Genomic DNA, 23,133 nt, shown 5'->3' with positions numbered 1-23,133 from the left:
TTATAATAATGAGAACTGATTATGCCCATAAATAATGTACAACAAAATTTAAATCATACCCTTTCTTCACTGATGGAAGAAGGTAAAAATAATAATCATTTGCTCAAGAAAGAAATAAGAATTATTTATACAAAAGAGGTCCATGGGGAAATTGAGTCTTTTGAAAAAATGTTTTTAACAAAATATATTCTTCAAGTGAAGAATGATTTCGATGATATAATTGATATAATGGGATTTGATAAGCATTTAAGCAAGTCTATAAATATATTCATTCAAAAATTGGCAGACCCAAGTGAGATGCATCCCTCGATTAAATATAATATATATCATGAGCTTAGTAATTGGCTTCTGCAATTAAAATCCCTTAAGAAACCAATATGCGAGACGATAGTAGATGAAGTTAGAAATACGCTCAGCGATCTTGAATATTGTGTTTCCGGTTCACTGATTAGAATCCAACAGACGTGCCATAAAATTAATCTAATCAAAAGTGCAGGGTTGGTTGAAAAACTTGAAAATGAAAAAAACACGATAGCGAATGATGTGATTTCCTGGTTTGTGAGTAATAATCACCAATCTATATCCGTAGCTATGGAAATACATTATGTCAATGCTTATAAATTGATGCTAAACAAAGAACATAACTGGAATTTGGCAAGCTCTGACAGCGATCCTTTCCATGGCGTGCATATGAAAGAAGAAATCAGTGAACTATTTCCACGTTTATTGATAGAGATTAATAATAACTGTCAGATGCCCGCGCTAATAAAAAAATATGGTGATTGTATTTATGAGCAGCTTGTAAATATTAGTAATAAAAAAGCTAACCATGTTATCGACGGTACTCAATGTTATTTGACTGTAGAAGGATATCGCGCCATCTTTGGCAGCCCAGAGGTTATTTCCCTTAAAATAAATGATTGGGCGATTGTAGAGGAAGGTGATATAGCCGGCCAATATCACTTGTTGCCGAATGCTGAAGGTATTTATATTGCCTTGGCCACGGCGCTTGTGGATTCTGGACAAGCTACATTAAAAAATGAAATTAGCACTCCCGACTTCAGTTTAATGTCAGCGGCCAATATATTTTGGTTTTTAGATAAAAATTCAGATATTCGTAGCCTTGTTACTCTTGAATTATTACAACAAAATAAAATAAGTGGCAAGCAAAGTTCTGAACTTTTGTATTTCGCTATTGATAATACATTAACGGAAAAAGTTTCTTATTTTTTTGACACCGAATGGTTAATAGATATTAAGGATTTTTCCAATAATATTGATAACGAAAAACGTTACAAGGCTTTATTATTTTGTATAAATAATAATTTTTTTAATGAAAAAGATTATGCCGAGTCAATGAACAAATTCGTGATGTATGCCTTGACATATAATGATACCGAGATGGTTAAGAAATTAATAACTAATAATAAGAAAACTTATAACATAAATTACAAAGATCTTCATGGTAAGACAACCTTGTTTTACGCTCTGGAAAATAATATCTCTGTTGAGATAATTGAATTTTTATTGGCAAATAATCTCGATCAAGGTAATGAAGTTCTTGCCCTCGATCAAGCCTTAATTGCGTCCGTTAATAAGAAGCGCCTCGAAGTGGCGCAGGTTTTACTGAAATATGGCGCCAAACTCATGCCTCAGAAGCATAATGGGGAAACTGCGCTGTTTATAGCTATAAAGAACGAAGATATAAACATGGCTAAACTTTTACTGGAACATAGCGCGAGCGCGGACGTCGAGCATGTCAACATGAAGGGAAATGCTCCGTTGACCTTCGCGGTCGCCAGCAATAATTTAGAAATGGTTAAATTATTACTCAGCCATGGCGCTAATATCAATCATGCCGATCTAAATGGAAAAACCGCTTTATTAATTGCCATTGCAGCTAAATATTATGACATGGCTAAAATTTTACTTGAGAATAATGCCTCTGTTCATTTTAAGGATAGAGATGGGTGGGATGCTTTGGTAAATTCAATTTATATGGACGATTTAGATTTAGTGAAGTTGATTGTTGATTACAAACCGGATTTTTATTCAAAAGATCAAGATGGAGTTCCAATGGGTATTTTGATGGCTCTAACCCAAAAACGTTACGATATAATTGAATTTCTTTTAAAAAACAATTTTGATGTGAATGAAATGATAAGTTTGGGCGCCGAAAGACCTTCATTTCCAGCTCAATTCATAGCGATCGAAGCGAATGACATTAAAATTTTCAAGATGTTTATTGATAGCGGTAAGCTAAATTTGAATATGCAAACAGATACCGGCAAAACATCGTTATTATATGCAATTGAAGTGGGAGCAACCGAGATAATAGAACTTTTGTTAAATGAGAAAAAAATCAATTTCAATTTAGAAGATGCATCAGGCGTAAATGCGTTAATGATGGCTGCTAGTAATGATTTGGGTAGTATCGTTGTTAAATTGTTCGAGAAGATTAAGTCCAATACCGATGAAACTGCTTTACCTTTGAAAACGGCTTTTTTCCTGGCAGTGGAAAGTGGACGGTTCGATCAGGTTGAAAACTACGTTAAACAAGATCACTCTTTAATTGATTCGACACAATTAACCGGGAAAACGGCTCTGTATATCGCCAGTCTGACGGGTGATACGCAAATGATTGATTTTTTGCACAAAAAATGTAATGAAGCTGGATTTTGACAATAATATTGCCAAATGAATATGTAGCCCGATAGAGAAGGATAGGGTTGCGATACGGGCAAAGCCGAGACGGTTAAAAGCGGATGCAGGTAATCAAACCGTGCCCGCTGGGCGCAAGTTAAGAGGGGTAAGATGCTTAAAAATCCTGAATGGCGCCTGGTATCGCCTTTCAGGATTATCTCCTCGCTTAGCGTTCGGGCTATTCCACGCATTGTTACAGACGGTCGCGGTCGCCGGTGCCAGCAGCTGTAATTATCAGGCTAACTTTATATGTCATAATTAGTACCGGACAAAGTTAAGTGCTATGCTTTGCCGCTTTGTCAGATCAGGCGCAGCAGTCCTTTACGGGGAGCATACGATGGATTTCCACCAACAGGTTCGCCAGCGGCTGTTTGCCGTTGAGCAGGCGATGCGTTCATTGTCAATGTGGCAGCCGCAGCCGCCGGCGCGCGAGGCGTTTGAAAGCCGGGAGCCGTTTTGTATCGATACCATGCGCCCCGAAGAGTGGCTGCAGTGGATCCTGCTGCCGCGTATGCACGCCTTGCTCGATCAGCAGGCGGCACTACCGCGGCGCTTCGCCATCACGCCCTATTTTGAGGAAGCGTTTGCGCACGCCGCCGGATTGCTTACCCAGTTACAGCGGCTGGACGACTTACTTAATATCGATTCCCCCCAGGATCCCCCTACGCAGGCGCCGAAAATTCAGCATGATTGAGATCTGTTACCAGGACGAATATATCGTGGCGGTCAATAAGCCGGCAGGGTGGTTGGTACACCGCAGCTGGCTGGACCGCAAGGAAAAAATAGTGGTGATGCAAACGGTGCGCGACATGCTGGGACAGCATGTCTTTACCGTCCATCGCCTGGACCGCCCCACGTCCGGCGTGCTGTTGCTGGCGCTGTCCAGTGACGTGGCGCGCAGCTTATCCGAACAGTTCGAACAGCACGGGATCAGAAAAACCTACCATGCGGTGGCGCGCGGTTATATGGAAGGCGAAGGCGTGATCGATTATGCCCTGACCCAGGAACTGGACAAGATAGCCGACAAATTCGCCCAGCCGGGCAAGGCGCCGCAGCAGGCGATAAGCCATTACCGGACGCTGGCGCAGGTGGAAATGCCGGTGGCTATCGGCCGCTACCCCACGTCCCGCTACAGCCTGATGGAACTGCTACCGCAAACCGGGCGCAAACATCAGCTGCGCCGCCATATGTCCCATTTGCACCATCCCTTGATCGGCGATTCCACCCACGGTGATTTACGCCAGAATCGCGGATTTGCCCGCACCTTTGACTGCGCGCGGTTAATGCTGCACGCCAGTTGCCTGGAGTTAACCCATCCTGTCACCGGGAAACCGTTAAAAATCAACGCCGGCTGGGACCAGACCTGGCAGGATCTGATGGTACGGTTCGGCTGGACCGGTATTATCCCTGACTATGAAAGGGTTGAGTTTCCCCGGGCATCGGGTCAGGATATGGCATCTTCTACGCTGACGGAATGAAAGGGAGTCAAAGCATGGCCCAAGTGGGTATTTTTGTCGGGACAGTCTACGGTAATGCCTTATTGGTCGCCGAAGAAGCGGAAACCCTCCTGGCCGAGGCGGGCCACGAGGTAAAATTATTTGACGAGGGCACGCTGGAGTCCTGGCAATATTATCGGCAACATCATGTGCTGATCGTGACCTCCACCACCGGGCAGGGCAATTTCCCGGACTCCATCGCGCCGCTGTTCCAGGCGGTAAAGGATCATGTCGGCTACCAGCCGGAGCTGCGGTATGGCCTGATTGCCCTGGGCGACAGCAGCTATGACAATTTCTGCGGCGCCGGGCATACCTTTGACGCGCTGTTGCAGGAGCAGGGCGCGGTCAGGGTGGGTGAGCTGTTGGAAATCGATGCGCTGGCGCACCCTGAACCGGAGGTGATCTCCGGCCCCTGGGTCAAAAAATGGGCCGAACTGATCAAAAGTTAACGACAAGCCCCGGCGCGATATCCCCCCCAACGCCGAACTCAACGCAGTCGTGTTCAAGGGAGAGCGTGCCAATGGGGTCGAATCGGGCGTGGTGTTCCCGCCCGACCGAGGCCCCATGGCGCGGTATGTCCGCCAACGCCGATCTCAACGCAGTCGTGTTCAAGGGAGAGCGTGCCAATGGGGTCGAATCGGGCGTGCTTTTCCCGCCCGACCGAGCGCCCCATGGCACGGTATGCCCGCCAACGCCCATCTCAAAGCAGACATGTTCAAGGGAGAGCGTGCCAATGGGGTCGAATCGGGCGTGGTGTTCCCGCCCGACCGAGGCCCCATGGCGCGGTATGTCCGCCAACGCCGATCTCAACGCAGTCGTGTTCAAGGGAGAGCGTGCCAATGGGGTCGAATCGGGCGTGGTTTTCCCGCCCGACCGAGCGCCCCATGGCATGCTAGGCCCGCCAACGCCGAACTCAACACAAACGTGTTGAAGGGCGGACGTGCCGGCGGGATTATGGCTTATTGCGGGTCAGCTTTTCCAGATCGGCCTCGATCTCGGCGATCTTATTGGACACCACGCTGTCCAGATGGCGCAGATCTTCCAAAATCTTATGTTTCAAATCCACCTCGGTCTGATCGCGCAGACAAAGCTGATCCAGCTCGTCAATCACATAACGCAGGTTAGGGCTGATTTCGTTAATTTCGCGATAGCCCTCGGCGACGTTATCGGAAACCACGGTTTTACGCTGGCGCGGATATTTAAATTTAACGCTCTTGGCAAAAAATTCGCCTTTATCCCGCCGAAAATAAATTTTCAAAATATCGTTATTGGCTTCCTGACGCAGGCTGTATCTGTCGATATCGTCCGGATGATTAACGCCAAGGCTTTTAAGATTATCGTACATAGCGCTACCTCTGGTATGTAATGCCGGGGTTCCGGGATGATTATGACGCCCGCGGGCGCCATAAAATGTGATTAACGGCTAAGATTGCAGCCAGATATCCGGGCGGTTAACGCTTTCGCCACTAAAGATATTAGTCTATCGTACGCAACAGCTCATTGATACCGACCTTGCCGCGGGTCTTGGCGTCGACTTTCTTGACGATAACCGCGCAATACAAACTATAACTCCCGTCCTTTGAGGGCAAATTGCCGGAAACCACCACCGAACCGGCCGGCACGCGACCATAGTGCACCTCGCCGGTCTCACGGTCATAAATCTTGGTGCTTTGGCCGATAAACACGCCCATGGAGATCACCGAACCCTCCTCGACTATCACGCCTTCCACCACTTCCGAACGGGCGCCGATAAAACAGTTATCCTCGATAATAGTGGGATTGGCCTGTAGCGGCTCCAGCACGCCGCCGATACCGACGCCACCCGAGAGATGAACGTTCTTGCCAATCTGCGCGCACGACCCCACCGTCGCCCAGGTATCCACCATGGTGCCTTCATCCACGTAGGCGCCGATATTCACATACGAAGGCATCAGCACGGTATTGCGGGCGATAAACGCGCCCTGGCGCACGCTGGCGGGGGGCACGACGCGAAAACCTTCGCGCTGGAAACGGGCGGCGTCGTATTGGGCGAATTTCATCGGCACTTTATCGAAGTAGCGCGTTTCCGCCCCTTCCATAACCTGGTTATCGCTGATGCGAAAAGACAGCAATACCGCTTTTTTCAGCCATTGATGAGTGATCCATTCGCCGTTGATTTTTTCCGCCACGCGCAGCGCGCCGCTGTCCAATTGGCTGATAACGCGCTGGACGGCGTCGATGGTGACGCTGTCGGCCGTGGCCGGCGTAATGTCCGCGCGGCGCTCGAAGGCGTTTTCAATGATCTGTTGTAATTGCTGCATCCTGTCTCAGTCCCGTCTCTTGTCAAATGGATAAATGGGCGCAGCGGACCTGCCGTCCGCGCACGCACCCGTTGTATCATATTTTATCGTTTGGATTGAGCGCCTCTGTCAAGCGCCGTTCCAGTTCCTGCTGTATTTCCGGACTTAATGCGCGCCGATCGCTGCCCGCCAGGATAAATAAGTCCTCAACCCGTTCGCCGATGGTGGAAATCCTGGCGCCGTGCAGCGACACGCCCATATCGACGAACACCTCGCTGACGCGGGCCAGCAGGCCCGGCTGATCCAATGCCGTCAGTTCCAGATAGCTGCGCCTGTCGGAATGGGTCGGCAGGAACACCACCGAGGTGGCGACATTAAAATGCCGCAGCTTCGGCGAGGGACGGCGCACGCGCGGATGCTGATACTTGCCCGGCTGCAGCGTTTGCAGCAGCGCCTGGCCGATAACCTGATGGCGATCCGGCGCCAGGGGGCTGCCGTCCGGCTCCAATACCACAAAGGTATCCATGGCCATGCCGTCGCGGTTGGTAAAGATCTGCGCGTCATGCACGCTCAGGTTGCGCCGGTCCAGCTCGCCGGTCACGGCGGCGAACAAATAGGGACGGTCCTGGTTCCAGATGAAAATTTCGGTGCCGCCGCGGGTGGCCTGCGGGCTTATCAGCACCAGCGGCTCATTGGACCGGTGGCGCAGCAGATGGCGGGCGTGCCACGCCAGCTGATTCGGCGAGTGGCGCAGAAAATAATCCGCGCGGCAACGGCTCCAAATGGCGTGCAACGCTTCTTCGTCGATGTTCTCCATCCGCAGCAGCGACAGCGCCTGCATCCGGTGGTGGCGGATCCGGGCGCGCATATCCGGCGCGCTTTGCATACCGCGGCGCAGGAGTTTTTCGGTGGCGAAAAACAGCTCGCGCAGCAGGCTCTGCTTCCAGCTGTTCCAGAGGGTTTCATTGGTGGCGCAGATATCCGCCACCGTCAGGCACAGCAGGTAATGCAGCCGGTTTTCGGTTTGCACCTCGGCGGCGAATTCCCGCAGTACGTCCGGATCCTGGATATCCCGCCGTTGCGCCGTGACCGACATGACCAGATGATAACGCACCAGCCAGGAGACCAGTTGGGCTTCGCGGGCGTGCAGGCCGTGCAGCTCGGCAAATTCCAGCGCGTCTTTCGCCCCCAACTGGGAATGATCGCCGCCGCGCCCCTTGGCGATATCATGGAACAGCGCCGCCAGCAGCAGCAGATGCTGGTGCGCCAGGCGCGGGAACAGCTCGACGCATAACGGATGCTGCGGACGCACTTTTTCGTCGGCGAAACTTTCAAGCTTCATCAAGACGCGGATGGTGTGCTCATCCACCGTATAGGCATGGAACAGGTCGAACTGCATCTGCCCGACGATATTGCTCCACTGCGGCATATAAGCCCAAAGCACGCTATGACGGTGCATGGGCAGCAAGGCGTGCCGCACCGCGCCGGGATGGCGCAGGATGGCCAGGAACAACTGCCGCGCCTTGGGGTTGTTGCACAAGGGTTCGGCCAGATGACGGCGGGCGTAGCGCAGCTGGCGCAGCGTGGCGGAATAGATGCCGGTGATCTTCTGGTGCACCACCATCTGGTAGAACATGCGCAGTATGGCTTCCGGCTCGCGCGCGAACAGCGTTTCGTCGCGCAGGTCGATAAGGCTGCCGCGCAGCTGGAAGTCGGCGTCCAGCGGCTGGGGTTTATCGTCCGGCCCCAGGGCCAGGATGGCCTCGTCGAACAGCTGCAGCAGCATCTGGTTCAGCTCGCCGATGCGGCGGGTGACGCGGAAAAAATCCTTCATCATCCGTTCGACCGGCAGATTGCCCTCGCCGCCGTAGTGCAGGATTTGCGCCACGCTTTGCTGGCGGTCGAACAGCAGCCGGTTATCGTACCGGTTCAGCACCAGGTGCAGCGCGAAACGGATGCGCCAGAGAAAACTCTGGCATTCGATAAGTTCATCGCGCTCGGCCTGGGTAAGAAAACCGAAGCCGACCATTTCATCCAGCGACGTGGCGCCGAAATGGCGATGGGCCACCCAAAGCAGGGTATGGATATCCCGCAGGCCGCCCGGGCTGCTTTTGATATCCGGCTCCAGGTTATAGCTGGTGCCGTGGTAGCGCTGGTGCCGCTCTTCCTGCTCCGCCAGCTTGGCCGGGAAAAATTCACGGGAAGGCCAGAATTCCTCGCTGAAGATGCTCTTTTGCAATTTCAGGAATAACGCCACATCGCCGCAGATCAGCCGCGACTCGATCAAATTGGTGGCGACGGTCAGGTCCGCCAGCCCTTCCTGCAGGCATTGCTCCAGGGTGCGCACGCTATGGCCGACTTCCAGTTTTAAATCCCATAGCAGCGTCAGCAACTCGCTGACGGCATGGGCCTGCGTGGCCGAAAGCGGATCCTGGCTCAGCACCAGCACGTCGATATCCGATAAGGGATGCAGCTCCGCGCGGCCATAGCCGCCTACCGCCACCAGCGCCGTTTCCGGCGCCGCGCCGAAGCCGTACAACCGCCACAGCTGGCGCAGCAGCTGATCGATATACAGCGCCCGCGCGTCGATCAGCGTCTCCGCCGACACCCCGGCGTTAAACGCCTCGGCCAGCCAGGTCTGGAAATCATCCAGCCGGCTTTTGAGAAAAGTGCGGTTCAAGGCGTCGTCCGGCCAGGTCAGCGGCGAGGCGGGCTTGGCCGGCAGGACGGCGGTGGCGGCGGGCTTGTCGGCGTACAGCAGGATTTTATCCGGCATAGGAGACCCATGGTAAAGCCGGTAGGTCCGGGGCGGGGCACATCGGCCCCGGACTACCCGCGGGAGGAGAAGACATGGCGCGCGGGACGCCGCCGGCGGGCGGGCGCCGCGCGGTTAACAATCAGGCCGCGTGCGTAATGACCGTCGGCAGCGTATCGTCGCTGCGCAGGGTCATGATTTCACAACCGCTGTCGGTGACCACAATAGTATGTTCGTATTGCGCCGACAAGCTGCGATCCTTGGTCTTTACCGTCCAGCCGTCCTTCATGGTGCGGATGCGGTAGTCGCCGGCGTTGACCATGGGTTCGATGGTAAACGCCATGCCCGGCTGCAGTATCACGCCGCCGTCATCGGCATCGTAGTGCAGGACCTGCGGCTCTTCGTGAAAACCCTCGCCGATGCCGTGCCCGCAATATTCGCGCACCACGGAAAAATTTTCCGCCTCGACAAACTGCTGGATGGCCTTGCCCAGCGTGCGCAGGCGAATGCCGGGCTTCACCATATTGATGGCCAGGTACAGGCTCTCCTTGGTGATGCGGCACAGGCGCTCGCCGAGGATGGTCGGCTTGCCGACGATAAACATTTTCGATGTGTCGCCGTGGAAGCCATCTTTAATGACCGTCACGTCGATATTGATGATATCGCCGTCCTTAAGTATTTTTTCATCCGAGGGAATGCCGTGGCACACGACTTCGTTAACCGAAATGCAGACGGACTTCGGGTAACCGTGATAGCCGAGGCTGGCGGAAATGGCGTGCTGATGAACGGTGATATGCTCATGGCACAGGCGATCGAGCTCGCCGGTGCTGACGCCCGGGACAACATAGGGCTCGATTATTTCCAGCACTTCAGCGGCAAGCCGGCCGGCAACGCGCATTTTGGCGATATCATCGGAATTTTTAATTGGAATGGCCATGAATAGATCCACAGTCGGCGTGAAAGTCGACAAATTATGATTAAGCTTAAGTAGAGGATAATGTTACCAGTCCAGCCATAAGACTGCCAAATTATCATTTGGTGCCGGTGCCGTGACTGAACAAAGAGTGGAGTCCGGGCGCGGATTATGGTATAAAGCGCGCCGACGATCGGCGTAGAGTATTTTGGTCCTATGCGCCGTTCAGATCAACTAAACTCAATTGTGTAATTACACACACGTGTCGGCACATGCGCCGGGGTGCCTTGGCCAGTAAGGCGGGGTCGGTCGTATGGGACACGTGGAGGCATAACCCCAAACTTTAACAAGAGGTTTAATCATGGCTACTGTTTCCATGCGTGACATGCTCAAAGCGGGTGTACATTTCGGTCACCAGACCCGTTACTGGAATCCGAAAATGAAGCCTTTCATCTTCGGTGCGCGTAATAAAGTACACATCATCAACCTTGAGCAGACGGTACCGATGTTCAACGACGCCCTGGCCGAATTGAACAAAATTGCCTCCCGCAAGGGTAAAATTCTGTTTGTCGGCACCAAGCGCGCGGCAAGTGAAGCGGTAAAAGAAGCTGCCAACAGCTGCGATCAGTTCTTCGTGAATCATCGCTGGTTAGGCGGGATGTTGACCAACTGGAAAACGGTTCGTCAGTCCATCAAGCGTTTGAAGGATCTGGAAACCCAGTCCCAGGACGGCACGTTCGAAAAGCTGACCAAAAAAGAGGCGCTGATGCGCACTCGCGAACTGGCCAAGCTGGAAAACAGCCTGGGCGGGATCAAGGATATGGGCGGCCTGCCTGACGCGCTGTTTGTTATCGATGCCGAGCACGAGCACATCGCTATCAAAGAAGCGAACAACCTGGGCATCCCGGTGTTCTCTATCGTTGATACCAACTCCGATCCGGACGGCGTGGACTTCATCATTCCGGGTAACGATGACGCCATCCGCGCCATCAACCTGTACCTGACCGCCGTTGCCACCGCCGTTCGCGAAGGCCGCTCTCAGGACCTGGTTGAACAGGCCGAAGAAAGCTTTGTAGAAACTGAGTAATAAGGCATGCTCTTCATTGAGCCCTTATTAACCAAGTTTTAACTATGTTGGTTAGAGGGCCTGGCTTCAGGCCCTCTTTTTTACCTATCCCCCTCATGGGATAACGAGGAAAAAATAATGGCTGATATTACCGCCGCCCTGGTGAAAGAACTGCGTGAACGCACTGGCGCAGGCATGATGGAATGTAAAAAAGCGCTGGTTGAAGCTCAAGGCGATATCGAGCTGGCTATCGACAATATGCGTAAATCCGGTCAGGCCAAGGCCGCCAAGAAAGCGGGCCGCGTTGCCGCCGAAGGCATCATCCTGACTAAAATCGCCGCCGACGGCAAATACGGCGTTATCGTCGAGCTGAACTGTGAAACCGATTTCGTGGCCAAAGACGGCGGATTCAAAGCCTTCGGCGACGAAGTGATCAGCGCGGCCCTGGCCGAACGCATCACGGATATCGAGACGCTGAAAGCCAAATTTGAAGATCAGCGCGCCGCGATGGTTGCCAAGATCGGCGAAAACATCAATATCCGCCGCGTAGCCGCATTGGCGGGCGACGTGCTGGGTTCTTACCTGCACGGCGCGCGTATCGGCGTTATGGTGGCCGCTACCGGCGCCGACGAAGAACTGGTCAAGCATATTGCCATGCATATCGCCGCCAGCAAGCCTGAATATGTCCATGCCGAAGACGTACCGGCGGACGTGGTGGCCCGTGAGCACCAGATCCAGCTGGATATCGCCATGCAGTCCGGCAAGCCGCGTGAAATCGCCGAGAAAATGGTTGAAGGCCGTATGCGTAAGTTTACCGGCGAAATCTCCCTGACCGGCCAGCATTTCGTGATGGATCCGAGCAAGACCGTGGGCCAGTTGCTCGAAGAGCATAAAGCCACTGTTGCCGACTTCATCCGTTTTGAAGTGGGTGAAGGCATCGAAAAAGCGGAAGTCGACTTCGCCGCCGAAGTTGCCGCCATGAGCAAACAGTCTTAAATTAGAACTCCGGAACCGCCATCAGGCGGTTCCTTTTTATGAGCTGAAATAAAGTCAGGGGACTTTTGCCGCATAAAAACTGCAACGCGCGGTCCAGCAGTCGGATCCGCCCATCTCGTTATCGCTGCTTAGGAACAGAACAAATGGCAACCAATGCAAAACCCGTATACCAGCGTATCCTGCTTAAATTGAGCGGTGAAGCCCTGCAAGGCGCAGAAGGTTTTGGTATCGACGCTAGCGTCCTGGATCGCATGGCCCAGGAAGTGAAGGAGCTGGTCGAGCTGGGCATCCAGGTCGGCGTGGTGATAGGCGGCGGCAATCTGTTTCGCGGCGCGGGACTGGCCCAGGCGGGGATGAATCGCGTGGTCGGCGATCATATGGGCATGCTGGCGACGGTAATGAACGGGCTGGCGATGCGCGACGCGCTGCATCGCGCCTATGTCAACGCCAGGCTGATGTCGGCCATTCCGCTTAACGGCGTGTGCGATAACTACAGCTGGGCCGAGGCCATCAGCCTGCTGCGCAACAACCGCGTGGTCATCTTCTCCGCCGGTACCGGCAATCCTTTCTTCACCACCGACTCCGCCGCCTGCCTGCGCGGCATTGAGATCGAAGCCGACGTGGTGCTGAAAGCCACCAAGGTGGACGGCGTATTTTCCGCCGATCCGGTGAAAAACCCTGATGCTACACTGTATGAACAGCTCAGCTACCAGGACGTCCTGGAGCAGGAGCTGAAAGTAATGGATTTGGCGGCGTTTACCCTGGCGCGGGATCATAATATTCCCATCAGGGTATTCAATATGAACAAACCCGGCGCGCTGCGGCGGGTGGTGATGGGCGAGAAGGAAGGCACGCTCATTACCAAGTAGCATTTGTTCGCCAGGTTACAGTATCATGCCGATCTTACGGCAATAATAGACACGACTGGCTGCGGCTGGTCAGACTATCACGGGCTTGACGTAAGCTTAAGCCCGCCCGGATAACCAGTTTCCAAGGGTTCGCAACGTGATTAATGAAATCCGCAAAGATGCAGAACAACGCATGGAAAAATGCGTAGAAGCATTCAAAAACCACATCGGCAAAATCCGTACCGGCCGAGCGTCTCCGAGCCTGCTTGATGGTATTCAGATCGAATATTACGGTACGTCCACGCCGCTGCGCCAGCTGGCGAACGTGGTGGCCGAAGATTCACGCACTTTGGCCATTACCGTATTCGATCGCTCCCTGAGCGCCGCGGTGGAAAAAGCCATCATGGCCTCCGACCTGGGCCTGAATCCCTCGTCCGCCGGCACCGTGATCCGCGTTCCGCTGCCGCCGCTGACCGAGGAACGCCGCCGTGATCTGATCAAGATCGTGCGCGCCGAGGCCGAGCAGGGCAGGGTATCGGTGCGCAACGTGCGCCGCGACGCCAACGATAAAGTCAAAGCCATGCTCAAGGATAAAGAAATCAGCGAAGACGAGGATCGCCGTTCGCAGGATGATATCCAGAAGCTGACCGATGCCTTTATCAAGAAGGTCGACAGCGCCCTGGCCGACAAAGAAGCCGAGTTAATGGAAATCTAAGCTAACGGCGCTACGCTGACGTCATGCCGGCCTGCAGGGGCCGGCAGCGCGCCGGCCCGTCAAACACGCCGCGGCGGCCAATCAATTATATTGTTTGTCCGCCGCGGTTTTTTTTGTCGGCAACGTCATAGACAAATGTTGCGCAACGTTCCAGACTACTGTGCCTTCTTTATTTTTAACACGCGGTTGTCCAGAGTACCTCATGAGAAATTTGACGATTCTCGGCTCCACTGGTTCGGTTGGAACCAGCACACTGGCCGTTGTTCAGCAAAATCCGGAAAAGTTCGCCGTGCGCGCCCTGGTGGCCGGACGAAACAGCGCCGTCATGGCCCGACAATGCCTGGCTTTTCGTCCCGCGTATGCCTGTATGGCCGACGAGGCGTCGGCGCGTGAGCTCAAACGCCTCCTGCATGAGGCGGGGAGCGCCACCGAGGTCATGGCGGGGCCGCGGGCCGCCTGCGAACTGGCGGCTCTCGACGGGGTCGATCTGGTGATGGCCGCCATCGTGGGCGCCGCGGGGCTGCCGTCGACCCTGGCGGCAATCCGCGCCGGTAAATCCGTGCTGCTGGCCAATAAAGAGGCGCTGGTGACCTGCGGCAGGCTGTTTATAAACGAGGTTCGCCAGAGCAAAGCGCAACTATTACCGGTGGACAGCGAACATAATGCGATTTTTCAGAGTTTACCCGAACCATTTCAGCGTCAGTTAGGGTACGCTTCCCTGGAGGCGCATGGCGTGTCGAGCATCATCCTCACCGGTTCCGGCGGCCCGTTTCGCACCACGGCCCTGTCTGAACTGGACGCCATGACGCCGGATCAGGCCTGCGCCCACCCCAATTGGTCGATGGGGCGCAAAATCTCCGTTGATTCGGCGACGATGATGAACAAAGGACTGGAGTATATCGAGGCGCGGTGGTTATTCAACGCCTCGGCGGCGCAAATGGAAGTGATTGTGCATCCGCAGTCGGTGATTCATTCCATGGTGCGTTATCGCGACGGCAGCGTGCTGGCGCAGTTGGGTTCGCCGGATATGCGCACCCCCATCGCCCACGCGATGGCCTATCCCGAGCGGGTGGCGGCCGGGGTCGAGGCGCTCGATTTCTACCGCATCGGCGGGCTGACCTTCGAGCGGGCCGATGAAGCGCGCTACCCGTGCCTGCAATTGGCGATAGACGCCTGCGAACGCGGCCAGGCGGCCACCACGACGCTGAATGCCGCCAACGAAATAGCCGTGGCGGCGTTTTTGCAGGGGCGGGTGCGCTTTACCGCCATCGCCCCCCTGGTGCGCGCTACGCTTGAACGGATGGTATTGCCGGAACCGGAGAGCGTGGACGACGTCGTGGCGATTGACGCCGAGGCCAGAAGCGTGGCGGAGCGCGAAATGGCCGCTTTTATGCAGTAAAATCAGCCGGCGCGGGTCGTTGCGTCGGTCGCGGCCTGATTTGTTCCGCCGCTGCTGAAATGATATAGTCAGCGCCAATTGTCTCCAGGATGATGGCTGGCCATAAGAAATCCGGAGTGAGCCGTGTGAGTACACGGCTTTTTTGCGCATTCGGGGCCTACTGTTCCGGAAAGACGGTTGTATTCTTATTGAGGAAATACGTAAGCGTTATGTCGTCCGAAAATCAGCACGAGGCTACTATTCTGTCATCATCCACTCCCCGTCACGTGGCCATCATCATGGATGGCAACGGACGTTGGGCGAAAAGCCGGGGAAGATTACGCATCTTCGGGCATAAAGCGGGGGTGAAGTCAGTCCGTCGCGCGGTCAGTTTTGCCGTCAGCCATCATTTTGATGCTCTGACGCTCTATGCCTTCAGCAGCGAAAATTGGAACCGGCCGACGCAGGAGGTGTCCGCATTGATGGAATTATTCGTCAGGGCATTGGACAGCGAAGTAAAAAGCCTGCATAAACATAACGTTCGTTTACGTATTATCGGCGATACTAGCCGTTTCGGCCTGCGTTTGCAGGAGCGAATCCGCCGCTCAGAGGCCCTGACGCAAAATAACACTGGCTTAACCCTCAATATTGCCGCGAATTATGGCGGCCGTTGGGATATTATTCAGGGCGTGAAGCGACTGGCCGAAGAAGTGCAGGAAGGGATATTGCGTCCCGACCAGATAGATGAGGACGCCCTGTGCCGGCATGTCTGCCTCAATGAACTCGCGCCGGTGGATTTGGTAATTCGCACCGGCGGAGAACATCGCATCAGTAATTTTTTATTATGGCAGATAGCCTATGCCGAACTCTATTTTACCGATGTGCTGTGGCCGGATTTTGACGAAGACGTTTTTGAAGGTGCGCTGAATGCTTTTGCTCAACGTGAGCGGCGCTTCGGAGGAACTACGCCTAATGATGCCAACGCGTCCTAGGGGGGATTTTTGCTGAAGTCTCGCTTGATCACTGCCTTTATTCTGATACCTGTTGTTATCGCCGCGATCTTTTTACTGCCCCCGCTGGGGTTTGCGCTGGTTACGCTCGTTGTCTGCATGCTGGCGGCGTGGGAATGGGGGCAGCTTGCCGGCCTGGCGACCCGAAGCCAGCGCATCTGGCTGGCTATTCTGTGCGGGCTGCTGCTGGCGTTAATGATGTTCACTATTCCGGATTACCATCCGTTCGTCACCGCCACCATGGTGAAATACGCGCTGGGAGCCTCTCTGGCGTGGTGGGCCGCGGCCTTGGTGCTGGTGCTGTTCTATCCGCGCTCCGCCGCGTTCTGGCGCCATTCATGCGCGCTGCGGCTCGTGTTCGGCGTCCTGACCATCATGCCTTTTTTTTGGGGCATGCTCACCCTGCGCCAGTACCACTACGCGGTGAATCATTTTACCGGCGCCTGGTGGCTGCTGTATGTGATGCTGCTGGTGTGGGGGGCCGACTCGGGCGCCTATATTTTCGGGCGCGCGCTGGGCAAGCATAAGCTGGCGCCGAAGGTCTCTCCCGGCAAGACCTGGGAAGGCCTGGCGGGCGGGCTGGTGACCTCGGCCGTCATTTCCTGGCTGTTCGGCAAATACGCCCCGCTGGACGCGCTGCCGCTCAGCCTGCTGCTGTGCTCGGTGATTGCCGCCCTGGCGTCGGTGCTGGGCGATTTAACGGAAAGCATGTTTAAACGCGAGGCCGGTATCAAGGACAGCGGGCACCTGATTCCGGGGCACGGCGGCATCTTGGACCGCATCGATAGCCTGACCGCCGCGGTGCCGGTTTTCGCCTGTTTAATGCTGCTGATTTTTAGAGCTATTTAATCGAGGGGCCAGGAGTTATCATGTTGCACTTTCTCTGGAGTCTCGCCGCATTTATCGTTGCGTTGGGTATATTGATCACCGTGCACGAGTTCGGTCACTTCTGGGTGGCCCGCCGGTGCGGTGTTACGGTGGAGCGATTCTCCATCGGATTCGGCCGCGCGCTGTGGCGTCATCGGGATAAGCGCGGCACCGAGTATGTTATCGCGGCCATCCCCTTGGGGGGCTATGTGAAAATGCTGGACGAACGGGTGGATACCGTCGCCCCCGAACGCCGGCATGAAGCGTTTAACCACAAGAAGGTTTGGCAGCGCGCCGCCATTATCAGCGCCGGCCCCATCGCCAACTTTATTTTTGCGGTGTTTGCCTACTGGCTGGTATTTTTGATCGGCGTGCCGAGTTTTCGTCCGGTAATCGGTGAGGTTACCCCCAATTCTATCGTCGCGCAGGCCGATATTTCGCCCGGCATGGAACTAAAGTCGGTTGACGGTATCGAAACGCCTGACTGGGATTCGGTGCGGCTGGAGCTTATCGGCAAGATTGGCGACGGCCAGACCAGCGTCGGGGTGGCGCCTTTCGGGTCTTCCCATATCGAACGGAAGATACTCGATCTGCGCGGGTGGGATTTTGAACCGGATAAGCAGGATCCTATCATCGCGTTGGGGATTATTCCCCGGGGTCCGCAGATAGAACCGGTGCTCGCCGAGGTGCAAAATGCATCGGCGGCGGCAAAAGCCGGTTTGCAAGCGGGCGACAGGATCGTTAAAGTCGATGGTCAGCCTATCGGCCGCTGGCAGAATTTCGTCATGCGGGTGCGGGATAATCCCGGCAAGCCGCTGGCCCTGGAAATCGACCGACAGGGTGAAAGCCTGCCGGTGACGTTGGTGCCCGACGAGAAGTCGGTAGGTAAAGGCGAAGTGGAAGGCTTCGCGGGCGTGGTGCCGAAAGTGACGCCCCTGCCCGAGGAATACAAAACGATACGCCAGTACGGCCTGTTTCCCGCGTTTTATCAGGCTGGCGAAAAAACCTGGCAACTGATGAAATTGACGGTCAGTATGCTAGGCAAACTGGTCACGGGAGATGTTAAGCTGAACAACCTGAGCGGGCCGATATCAATAGCCCAAGGCGCGGGGATGTCAGCGGAATATGGTTTGATCTACTACCTGATGTTCCTGGCGCTTATCAGCGTCAACCTGGGTATCATCAACCTGTTCCCGTTACCGGTGTTAGATGGTGGTCACTTGCTCTTCCTGGCGATAGAAAAGCTTAAGGGGGGGCCGGTTTCCGAACGAGTGCAGGATTTCAGTTATCGTATCGGCTCGATTTTGCTGGTGCTGTTAATGGGCCTTGCTCTTTTCAATGATTTCTCCCGGCTCTAGCGCCGGGGATTATGTTAGGAAGAACGCATAACCACGATGGCGATGAAAAAGTTGCTCATAGCGTCGCTGCTTCTTAGCAGCGCCACCGTATACGGTGCAGACGGGTTCGTAGTGAAGGACATTCATTTCGAAGGACTGCAACGGGTCGCCGTCGGTGCGGCGTTACTCAGTATGCCGGTACGTGTCGGAGACACGGCCAGTGATGAAGATATCGGCAATACTATCCGCGCCTTATTTGCCACCGGGAACTTCGAGGATGTCCGGGTGCTGCGTGATGGAGACACACTGCTCGTTCAGGTCAAGGAACGTCCCACTATTGCCAGTATCACCTTCTCCGGCAACAAGGCGGTGAAGGAGGATATGCTCAAGCAGAATCTCGAGGCTTCCGGCGTGCGCGTCGGCGAGGCGTTGGACCGCACCACGATTTCCAACATCGAGAAAGGGCTGGAGGATTTCTACTACAGCGTCGGTAAATACAGCGCGTCGGTGAAAGCCGTGGTCACGCCGCTGCCGCGTAACCGGGTAGATTTAAAACTGGTCTTTACCGAGGGCGTTTCCGCCAAGATCCAGCAAATCAACATTGTCGGCAATCATGCCTTCACCACCGACGAACTGGTTTCGCGCTTCCAGCTGCGCGATGAAGTGCCGTGGTGGAACGTGGTCGGCGATCGTAAATACCAGAAGCAGAAACTGGCGGGCGATCTCGAGACCCTGCGCAGCTTCTACCTTGACCGGGGCTATGCCCGCTTTAATATCGACTCGACCCAGGTGAGCCTGACGCCGGACAAAAAGGGTATCTATATCACCCTGAATATCACCGAAGGCGCGCAGTACACCCTGTCGGGCACCGTGGTCAACGGCAACCTGGCCGGCCACTCCGCCGAGATCGACGCCCTGTCGCGCGTTAAGCCGGGCGAGCTGTACAGCGGCGCGAAAGTCACCAAGATGGAAAACGACATCAAGCAGCTGCTGGGCCGTTATGGTTATGCCTATCCGCGCGTGGTGACGCAACCGGAAATCAACGACGCCGACAAAACCGTCAAACTCCATGTCAATGTGGACGCGGGCAACCGTTTTTACGTCAGGCACGTGAAGTTCGAAGGCAACGATATCACCAAAGACGTGGTGTTGCGGCGCGAAATGCGCCAGATGGAAGGCGCCTGGCTTGGCAGCAACCTGGTGGATCAGGGCAAGGAGCGCCTGAACCGCCTGGGCTACTTTGAAACGGTTGACGTGGACACGCAGCGTGTTCCCGGCACCGATGATATGGTGGACGTGACGTACAAGGTGAAGGAGCGCAACACCGGCAGCATCAACTTCGGCGTGGGCTTCGGCACCGAGAGCGGCGTCAGCTTCCAGTTCGGCATCCAGCAGGACAACTGGCTGGGCACCGGTAATTCCGTTGGTTTCAGCGGCACCAAGAACGATTACCAGACCTATGCCGAACTTTCGCTGACCGACCCGTACTTTACGGTGGACGGCGTCAGCCTCGGCGGGCGCATTTTCTACAATAACTTCGACGCCGATAACGCCGACCTGTCGGATTACACCAACAGGAGCTATGGCTTAGGCACCACGCTCGGTTTCCCGATCAGTGAAACCAGTGCGCTGCGCCTGGGCGTGGATTATGTCCATAACGATCTGTCGAATATGTATCCGCAGATTGCCATGTGGCGTTACCTGGAATCCACCGGTTTCCAACCCAAGGTCGTGGCGGGCGAGAAGAAAGACAACGACGCTGATTTCAGCGCCAATGATTTCTTCCTGACCACCGGCTGGAATTACAGCAACCTGGATCGGGGCTATTTCCCTACATCGGGTACCAGCGCCAGCCTGACCGGCAAGGTCACCGTGCCGGGTTCGGATAACGAATACTACAAGGTGACTTTCGATACCACCAGCTATGTGCCGCTGACCGACTCCGGCAGCTGGGTGCTGATGGGCCGTGGGCGCGCGGGTTACGCCGATGGCATCGGCAGCAAGGAAATGCCGTTCTACGATAACTTCTACGCCGGCGGTTCCAGCACCGTGCGTGGTTTCCGGTCCAATACCATCGGGCCGAAAGCGGCGTATTATAAGTGCGGCGGCGGCGAGTCGTCGCTTGGCGATTGCCCGCTGGATAAATCCAGCGATGCGGTGGGCGGCAACGCCATGGCGCTGTTGAGCGCCGAGCTTATCGTGCCGACGCCGTTTATCAGCCCGAAATACGCCAACTCGGTACGTACCTCGCTGTTCGTGGACAGCGGCACCGTCTGGGACACCGCGTGGGAAAACACCGCGCAGACCCGGCAGTACAACGTACCTGACTACAGTAATCCGGGTAATATCCGCATTTCCAGCGGTTTTGCCCTGCAGTGGATGTCTCCGCTCGGGCCGTTGGTATTCTCTTATGCCCAGCCGGTCAAGAAGTACGATGGCGATAAGGCGGAGCAGTTCCAGTTTAATATCGGTAAAACGTGGTAACATTGCGTCGATTCACAGCGCAGGCACCATGCAAGGCAGCGAACGGAGCCTGAATGACATGACCGGCGGCCATGCCGCCGGTTTGGGTGTTTGTTCCTGCCGCGTTGAAATGTTTTCAAACTTAAATGTAGTGTTAAGGAGTTTATAGTGAAAAAGTGGTTGTATGCCGCGGGCCTCGGATTAGCATTGGCTGCCTCAGCCAGCGTGCAAGCTGCTGATAAAATTGCTGTTGTCAATATTGCCAATATCTTTCAGCAGTCTCCTCAGCGCGCTGTTGTCGCTAAACAACTCGAAAATGAGTTCAAGGGCCGGGCAACCGACCTGCAAGCGCAGGAACGTGATCTGCAGACCAAAATGCAGCGCCTGCAACGTGACGGCTCTACCATGAAAGCCGCCGATCGCAGCCGTCTGGAGAAGGAAGTCATGGCGCAACGTGAAGACTTCTCCGGCAAGGCGCAGGCCTTTGAACAGGACAATCGTCGCCGTCAGGGTGAAGAACGCAATAAAATCCTGAGCCGTATTCAGGATGCGGTGAAAGCCGTCGCCAGCAAACAAGGTTATGACATCGTTATCGATGCCAACGCCGTGGCGTATGCCGGTTCTGCCAATGACATTACGGCTGATGTGTTAAAACAGGTTAAATAAGTCATGCCATCAATTCGACTTGCTGATTTAGCGCAGCAGTTGGATGCACAATTGCACGGTGATGGCTCTCTTGTCATCACCGGCATTGCTTCCATGGGCTCCGCCAAGGCGGACCAGATTACGTTTCTGGCTGATAGCCGTTTTCGTGAAAAACTTGCTTCCTGCCAGGCCGGCGCGATCGTTCTTACCGAAGCCGACCTGCCCTTTTGCCACAGCGCCGCGCTGGTGGTTAAAAATCCCTACCTGACCTATGCGCATATGGCGCAATTGCTAAATACCACGCCCGCCGCCGCACAGGATATCGCCCCCAGCGCGGTCATTGCAGCCGACGCGCAGCTTGGCAGCCAGGTGGCCGTCGGGGCCAACGCGGTCATTGAATCCGGCGTGATCCTGGGCGATAACGTGGTTATCGGTCCGGGCTGCTTTATCGGTAAAAATACGGTCATCGGCGCGGGCACCCAGCTGTGGGCCAACGTCACCGTTTATCATGAAGTGCGCATCGGCGAAAAATGCCTGATCCAGTCGGGCACCGTTATCGGCGCCGATGGTTTCGGTTATGCCAACGATCGCGGCAACTGGATTAAGATTCCCCAACTGGGCACGGTTGAAATTGGCGATCGGGTTGAAATTGGCGCCTGCACCACCATCGATCGCGGCGCGCTGGATAACACTATTATCGGCAATGGCGTCATCATTGATAACCAGTGCCAGATTGCACATAACGTCATAATTGGCGACAATACCGCGGTTGCGGGCGGCGTTATTATGGCCGGCAGCCTGCGAATAGGCCGCTATTGCATGATTGGCGGCGCCAGCGTCATCAACGGCCATATGGAAATATGCGACAAAGTGACCATCACCGGCATGGGAATGGTGATGAGACCTATCACTGAACCTGGCGTATACTCCTCGGGTATTCCGCTGCAACCCAATAAAGTGTGGCGCAAGACCGCAGCGTTAGTAATGAATATCAACGAGATCAGCAAGCGGTTGAAAGCTATCGAGCGAAACCTGGCAAAAAACTAATCGCCTTCGCCAGATAGTGATAATTATGCGCGTTCAGGCACTTAAAGCCTGGCAAGACATTTTTTATTTGCGGCCTGCTAAATTGTCCTGTGTGGGATTGTTGCAGGCCGTGTTGTTAATGCCATCGTTTTTTCAGACAGGAAGAGTATTTTGACTAATGACACTCATGCTCATACTCTGCAGATAGAAGAGATATTAGAACTATTGCCGCACCGTTTCCCTTTTTTGCTGGTGGACCGGGTGCTGGATTTTGAAAAAGGGAAATTCCTGCGTGCGGTGAAAAATGTTTCTTTTAACGAGCCGTTTTTTCAGGGACATTTCCCCGGCAAACCCATCTTCCCCGGTGTGCTAATCCTGGAAGCGATGGCGCAGGCAACGGGTATCCTGGCTTTTAAGAGCGTCGGTAAGCTGGAGCCGGGTGAGCTATACTATTTTGCAGCGGTGGATCACGCGCGCTTTAAACGCCCGGTGCAACCAGGCGACCAAATGATCCTTGAAGTCGAATTCATTAAAGAGCGCCGCGGAGTTGCTCGTTTCCAGGGGGTTGCCAAGGTGGACGGCGAGATCGCTTGCGAAGCGTCAATGATGTGCGCCCGTCGTCGGGAGTCCTGAAAA

General features: G+C 54.6%; 20 protein-coding genes. 16 read left to right on the top strand and 4 right to left on the bottom strand.

Translation table 11 applies throughout. From position 1 onward, the window contains the following. Window positions 1–21 precede the first annotated feature (21 nt). The 4 genes from ACL2XQ_RS21220 to ACL2XQ_RS21205 all read left to right on the top strand — a co-directional run bounded on the left by ACL2XQ_RS21220 (window position 22) and on the right by ACL2XQ_RS21205 (window position 4,648). A complete protein-coding gene (locus tag ACL2XQ_RS21220) occupies window positions 22–2,682 on the top strand; it encodes an ankyrin repeat domain-containing protein (RefSeq protein ID WP_413739653.1) in 2,661 nt (886 codons plus the stop codon). 358 nt (window positions 2,683–3,040) lie between these two features. Further along, window positions 3,041–3,397, top strand: coding sequence for a YqcC family protein (locus ACL2XQ_RS21215; protein WP_413739652.1), 357 nt, complete (start codon window positions 3,041–3,043; stop codon window positions 3,395–3,397). Beyond that, window positions 3,390–4,181, top strand: coding sequence for a tRNA pseudouridine(65) synthase TruC (truC, locus tag ACL2XQ_RS21210; RefSeq protein ID WP_413739651.1), 792 nt, complete (start codon window positions 3,390–3,392; stop codon window positions 4,179–4,181). Before ACL2XQ_RS21215 ends, truC begins: the two co-directional genes overlap by 8 nt. Before the next feature lie 14 nt (window positions 4,182–4,195). Then, a complete protein-coding gene (locus tag ACL2XQ_RS21205) occupies window positions 4,196–4,648 on the top strand; it encodes a flavodoxin (RefSeq protein ID WP_410013709.1) in 453 nt (150 codons plus the stop codon). Between the two features lie 503 nt (window positions 4,649–5,151). Here ACL2XQ_RS21205 and ACL2XQ_RS21200 read toward each other — a convergent pair. The 4 genes from ACL2XQ_RS21200 to map all read right to left on the bottom strand — a co-directional run bounded on the left by ACL2XQ_RS21200 (window position 5,152) and on the right by map (window position 10,170). Beyond that, window positions 5,152–5,544, bottom strand: a complete 393-nt coding sequence (locus ACL2XQ_RS21200) for a DUF3461 family protein (RefSeq protein ID WP_410013710.1) — start codon at window positions 5,542–5,544, stop codon at window positions 5,152–5,154. Between the two features lie 130 nt (window positions 5,545–5,674). After that, a complete protein-coding gene (gene dapD / locus ACL2XQ_RS21195) occupies window positions 5,675–6,499 on the bottom strand; it encodes a 2,3,4,5-tetrahydropyridine-2,6-dicarboxylate N-succinyltransferase (protein ID WP_410013711.1) in 825 nt (274 codons plus the stop codon). Between the two features lie 76 nt (window positions 6,500–6,575). Beyond that, complete coding sequence (gene glnD, locus ACL2XQ_RS21190) at window positions 6,576–9,254, bottom strand: bifunctional uridylyltransferase/uridylyl-removing protein GlnD (RefSeq protein WP_410013712.1); 2,679 nt, start codon at window positions 9,252–9,254, stop codon at window positions 6,576–6,578. 121 nt (window positions 9,255–9,375) lie between these two features. Next, on the bottom strand, window positions 9,376–10,170 hold the full coding sequence (gene map, locus ACL2XQ_RS21185; RefSeq protein WP_410013713.1) for a type I methionyl aminopeptidase: 795 nt from the start codon (window positions 10,168–10,170) through the stop codon (window positions 9,376–9,378). 337 nt (window positions 10,171–10,507) lie between these two features. Between map and rpsB the strand changes: the two genes are divergently transcribed. The 12 genes from rpsB (at window position 10,508) to fabZ (ending at window position 23,130) form a co-directional block, all read left to right on the top strand. Then, a complete protein-coding gene (gene rpsB, locus ACL2XQ_RS21180) occupies window positions 10,508–11,233 on the top strand; it encodes a 30S ribosomal protein S2 (protein ID WP_410013714.1) in 726 nt (241 codons plus the stop codon). Between the two features lie 117 nt (window positions 11,234–11,350). Then, window positions 11,351–12,208, top strand: coding sequence for a translation elongation factor Ts (tsf, locus tag ACL2XQ_RS21175; protein ID WP_410013715.1), 858 nt, complete (start codon window positions 11,351–11,353; stop codon window positions 12,206–12,208). Window positions 12,209–12,351: 143 nt separating this feature from the next. Continuing rightward, window positions 12,352–13,077 carry a UMP kinase gene (pyrH, locus tag ACL2XQ_RS21170; protein ID WP_410013716.1) on the top strand — a complete coding sequence of 242 codons (726 nt, stop codon included), beginning with the start codon at window positions 12,352–12,354 and terminating at the stop codon, window positions 13,075–13,077. Between the two features lie 136 nt (window positions 13,078–13,213). Next, complete coding sequence (gene frr / locus ACL2XQ_RS21165; protein ID WP_410013717.1) at window positions 13,214–13,771, top strand: ribosome recycling factor; 558 nt, start codon at window positions 13,214–13,216, stop codon at window positions 13,769–13,771. 202 nt (window positions 13,772–13,973) lie between these two features. Next, window positions 13,974–15,170, top strand: coding sequence for a 1-deoxy-D-xylulose-5-phosphate reductoisomerase (gene ispC / locus ACL2XQ_RS21160; protein WP_410013718.1), 1,197 nt, complete (start codon window positions 13,974–13,976; stop codon window positions 15,168–15,170). Between the two features lie 209 nt (window positions 15,171–15,379). Continuing rightward, complete coding sequence (gene ispU, locus ACL2XQ_RS21155; protein ID WP_410013719.1) at window positions 15,380–16,141, top strand: (2E,6E)-farnesyl-diphosphate-specific ditrans,polycis-undecaprenyl-diphosphate synthase; 762 nt, start codon at window positions 15,380–15,382, stop codon at window positions 16,139–16,141. A 9-nt stretch (window positions 16,142–16,150) separates the two neighbouring features. Beyond that, complete coding sequence (cdsA, locus tag ACL2XQ_RS21150; protein ID WP_410013720.1) at window positions 16,151–17,008, top strand: phosphatidate cytidylyltransferase; 858 nt, start codon at window positions 16,151–16,153, stop codon at window positions 17,006–17,008. A 20-nt stretch (window positions 17,009–17,028) separates the two neighbouring features. Further along, window positions 17,029–18,384 (top strand): sigma E protease regulator RseP, encoded by a 1,356-nt coding sequence (gene rseP, locus ACL2XQ_RS21145; protein WP_410013721.1) that lies wholly within the window; start codon window positions 17,029–17,031, stop codon window positions 18,382–18,384. Between the two features lie 36 nt (window positions 18,385–18,420). Further along, the gene (bamA, locus tag ACL2XQ_RS21140; RefSeq protein WP_410013722.1) at window positions 18,421–20,847 is read left to right on the top strand and encodes an outer membrane protein assembly factor BamA; all 2,427 of its coding nucleotides are present in this window, start codon (window positions 18,421–18,423) and stop codon (window positions 20,845–20,847) included. Window positions 20,848–20,994: 147 nt separating this feature from the next. Continuing rightward, complete coding sequence (gene skp / locus ACL2XQ_RS21135; RefSeq protein ID WP_410013723.1) at window positions 20,995–21,492, top strand: molecular chaperone Skp; 498 nt, start codon at window positions 20,995–20,997, stop codon at window positions 21,490–21,492. Window positions 21,493–21,495: 3 nt separating this feature from the next. Beyond that, window positions 21,496–22,518, top strand: a complete 1,023-nt coding sequence (lpxD, locus tag ACL2XQ_RS21130) for a UDP-3-O-(3-hydroxymyristoyl)glucosamine N-acyltransferase (protein ID WP_410013724.1) — start codon at window positions 21,496–21,498, stop codon at window positions 22,516–22,518. Window positions 22,519–22,668: 150 nt separating this feature from the next. Next, window positions 22,669–23,130 (top strand): 3-hydroxyacyl-ACP dehydratase FabZ, encoded by a 462-nt coding sequence (fabZ, locus tag ACL2XQ_RS21125; RefSeq protein ID WP_331119968.1) that lies wholly within the window; start codon window positions 22,669–22,671, stop codon window positions 23,128–23,130. Window positions 23,131–23,133: the final 3 nt, after the last annotated feature.

This window comes from Sodalis sp. RH14 (genome assembly GCF_047324285.1).
In the GTDB taxonomy this organism is placed as follows: domain Bacteria; phylum Pseudomonadota; class Gammaproteobacteria; order Enterobacterales; family Enterobacteriaceae; genus Acerihabitans.
Note: the sequence above shows the minus strand (reverse complement) of the source record. Positions and strands in the feature narration are given on the sequence as shown.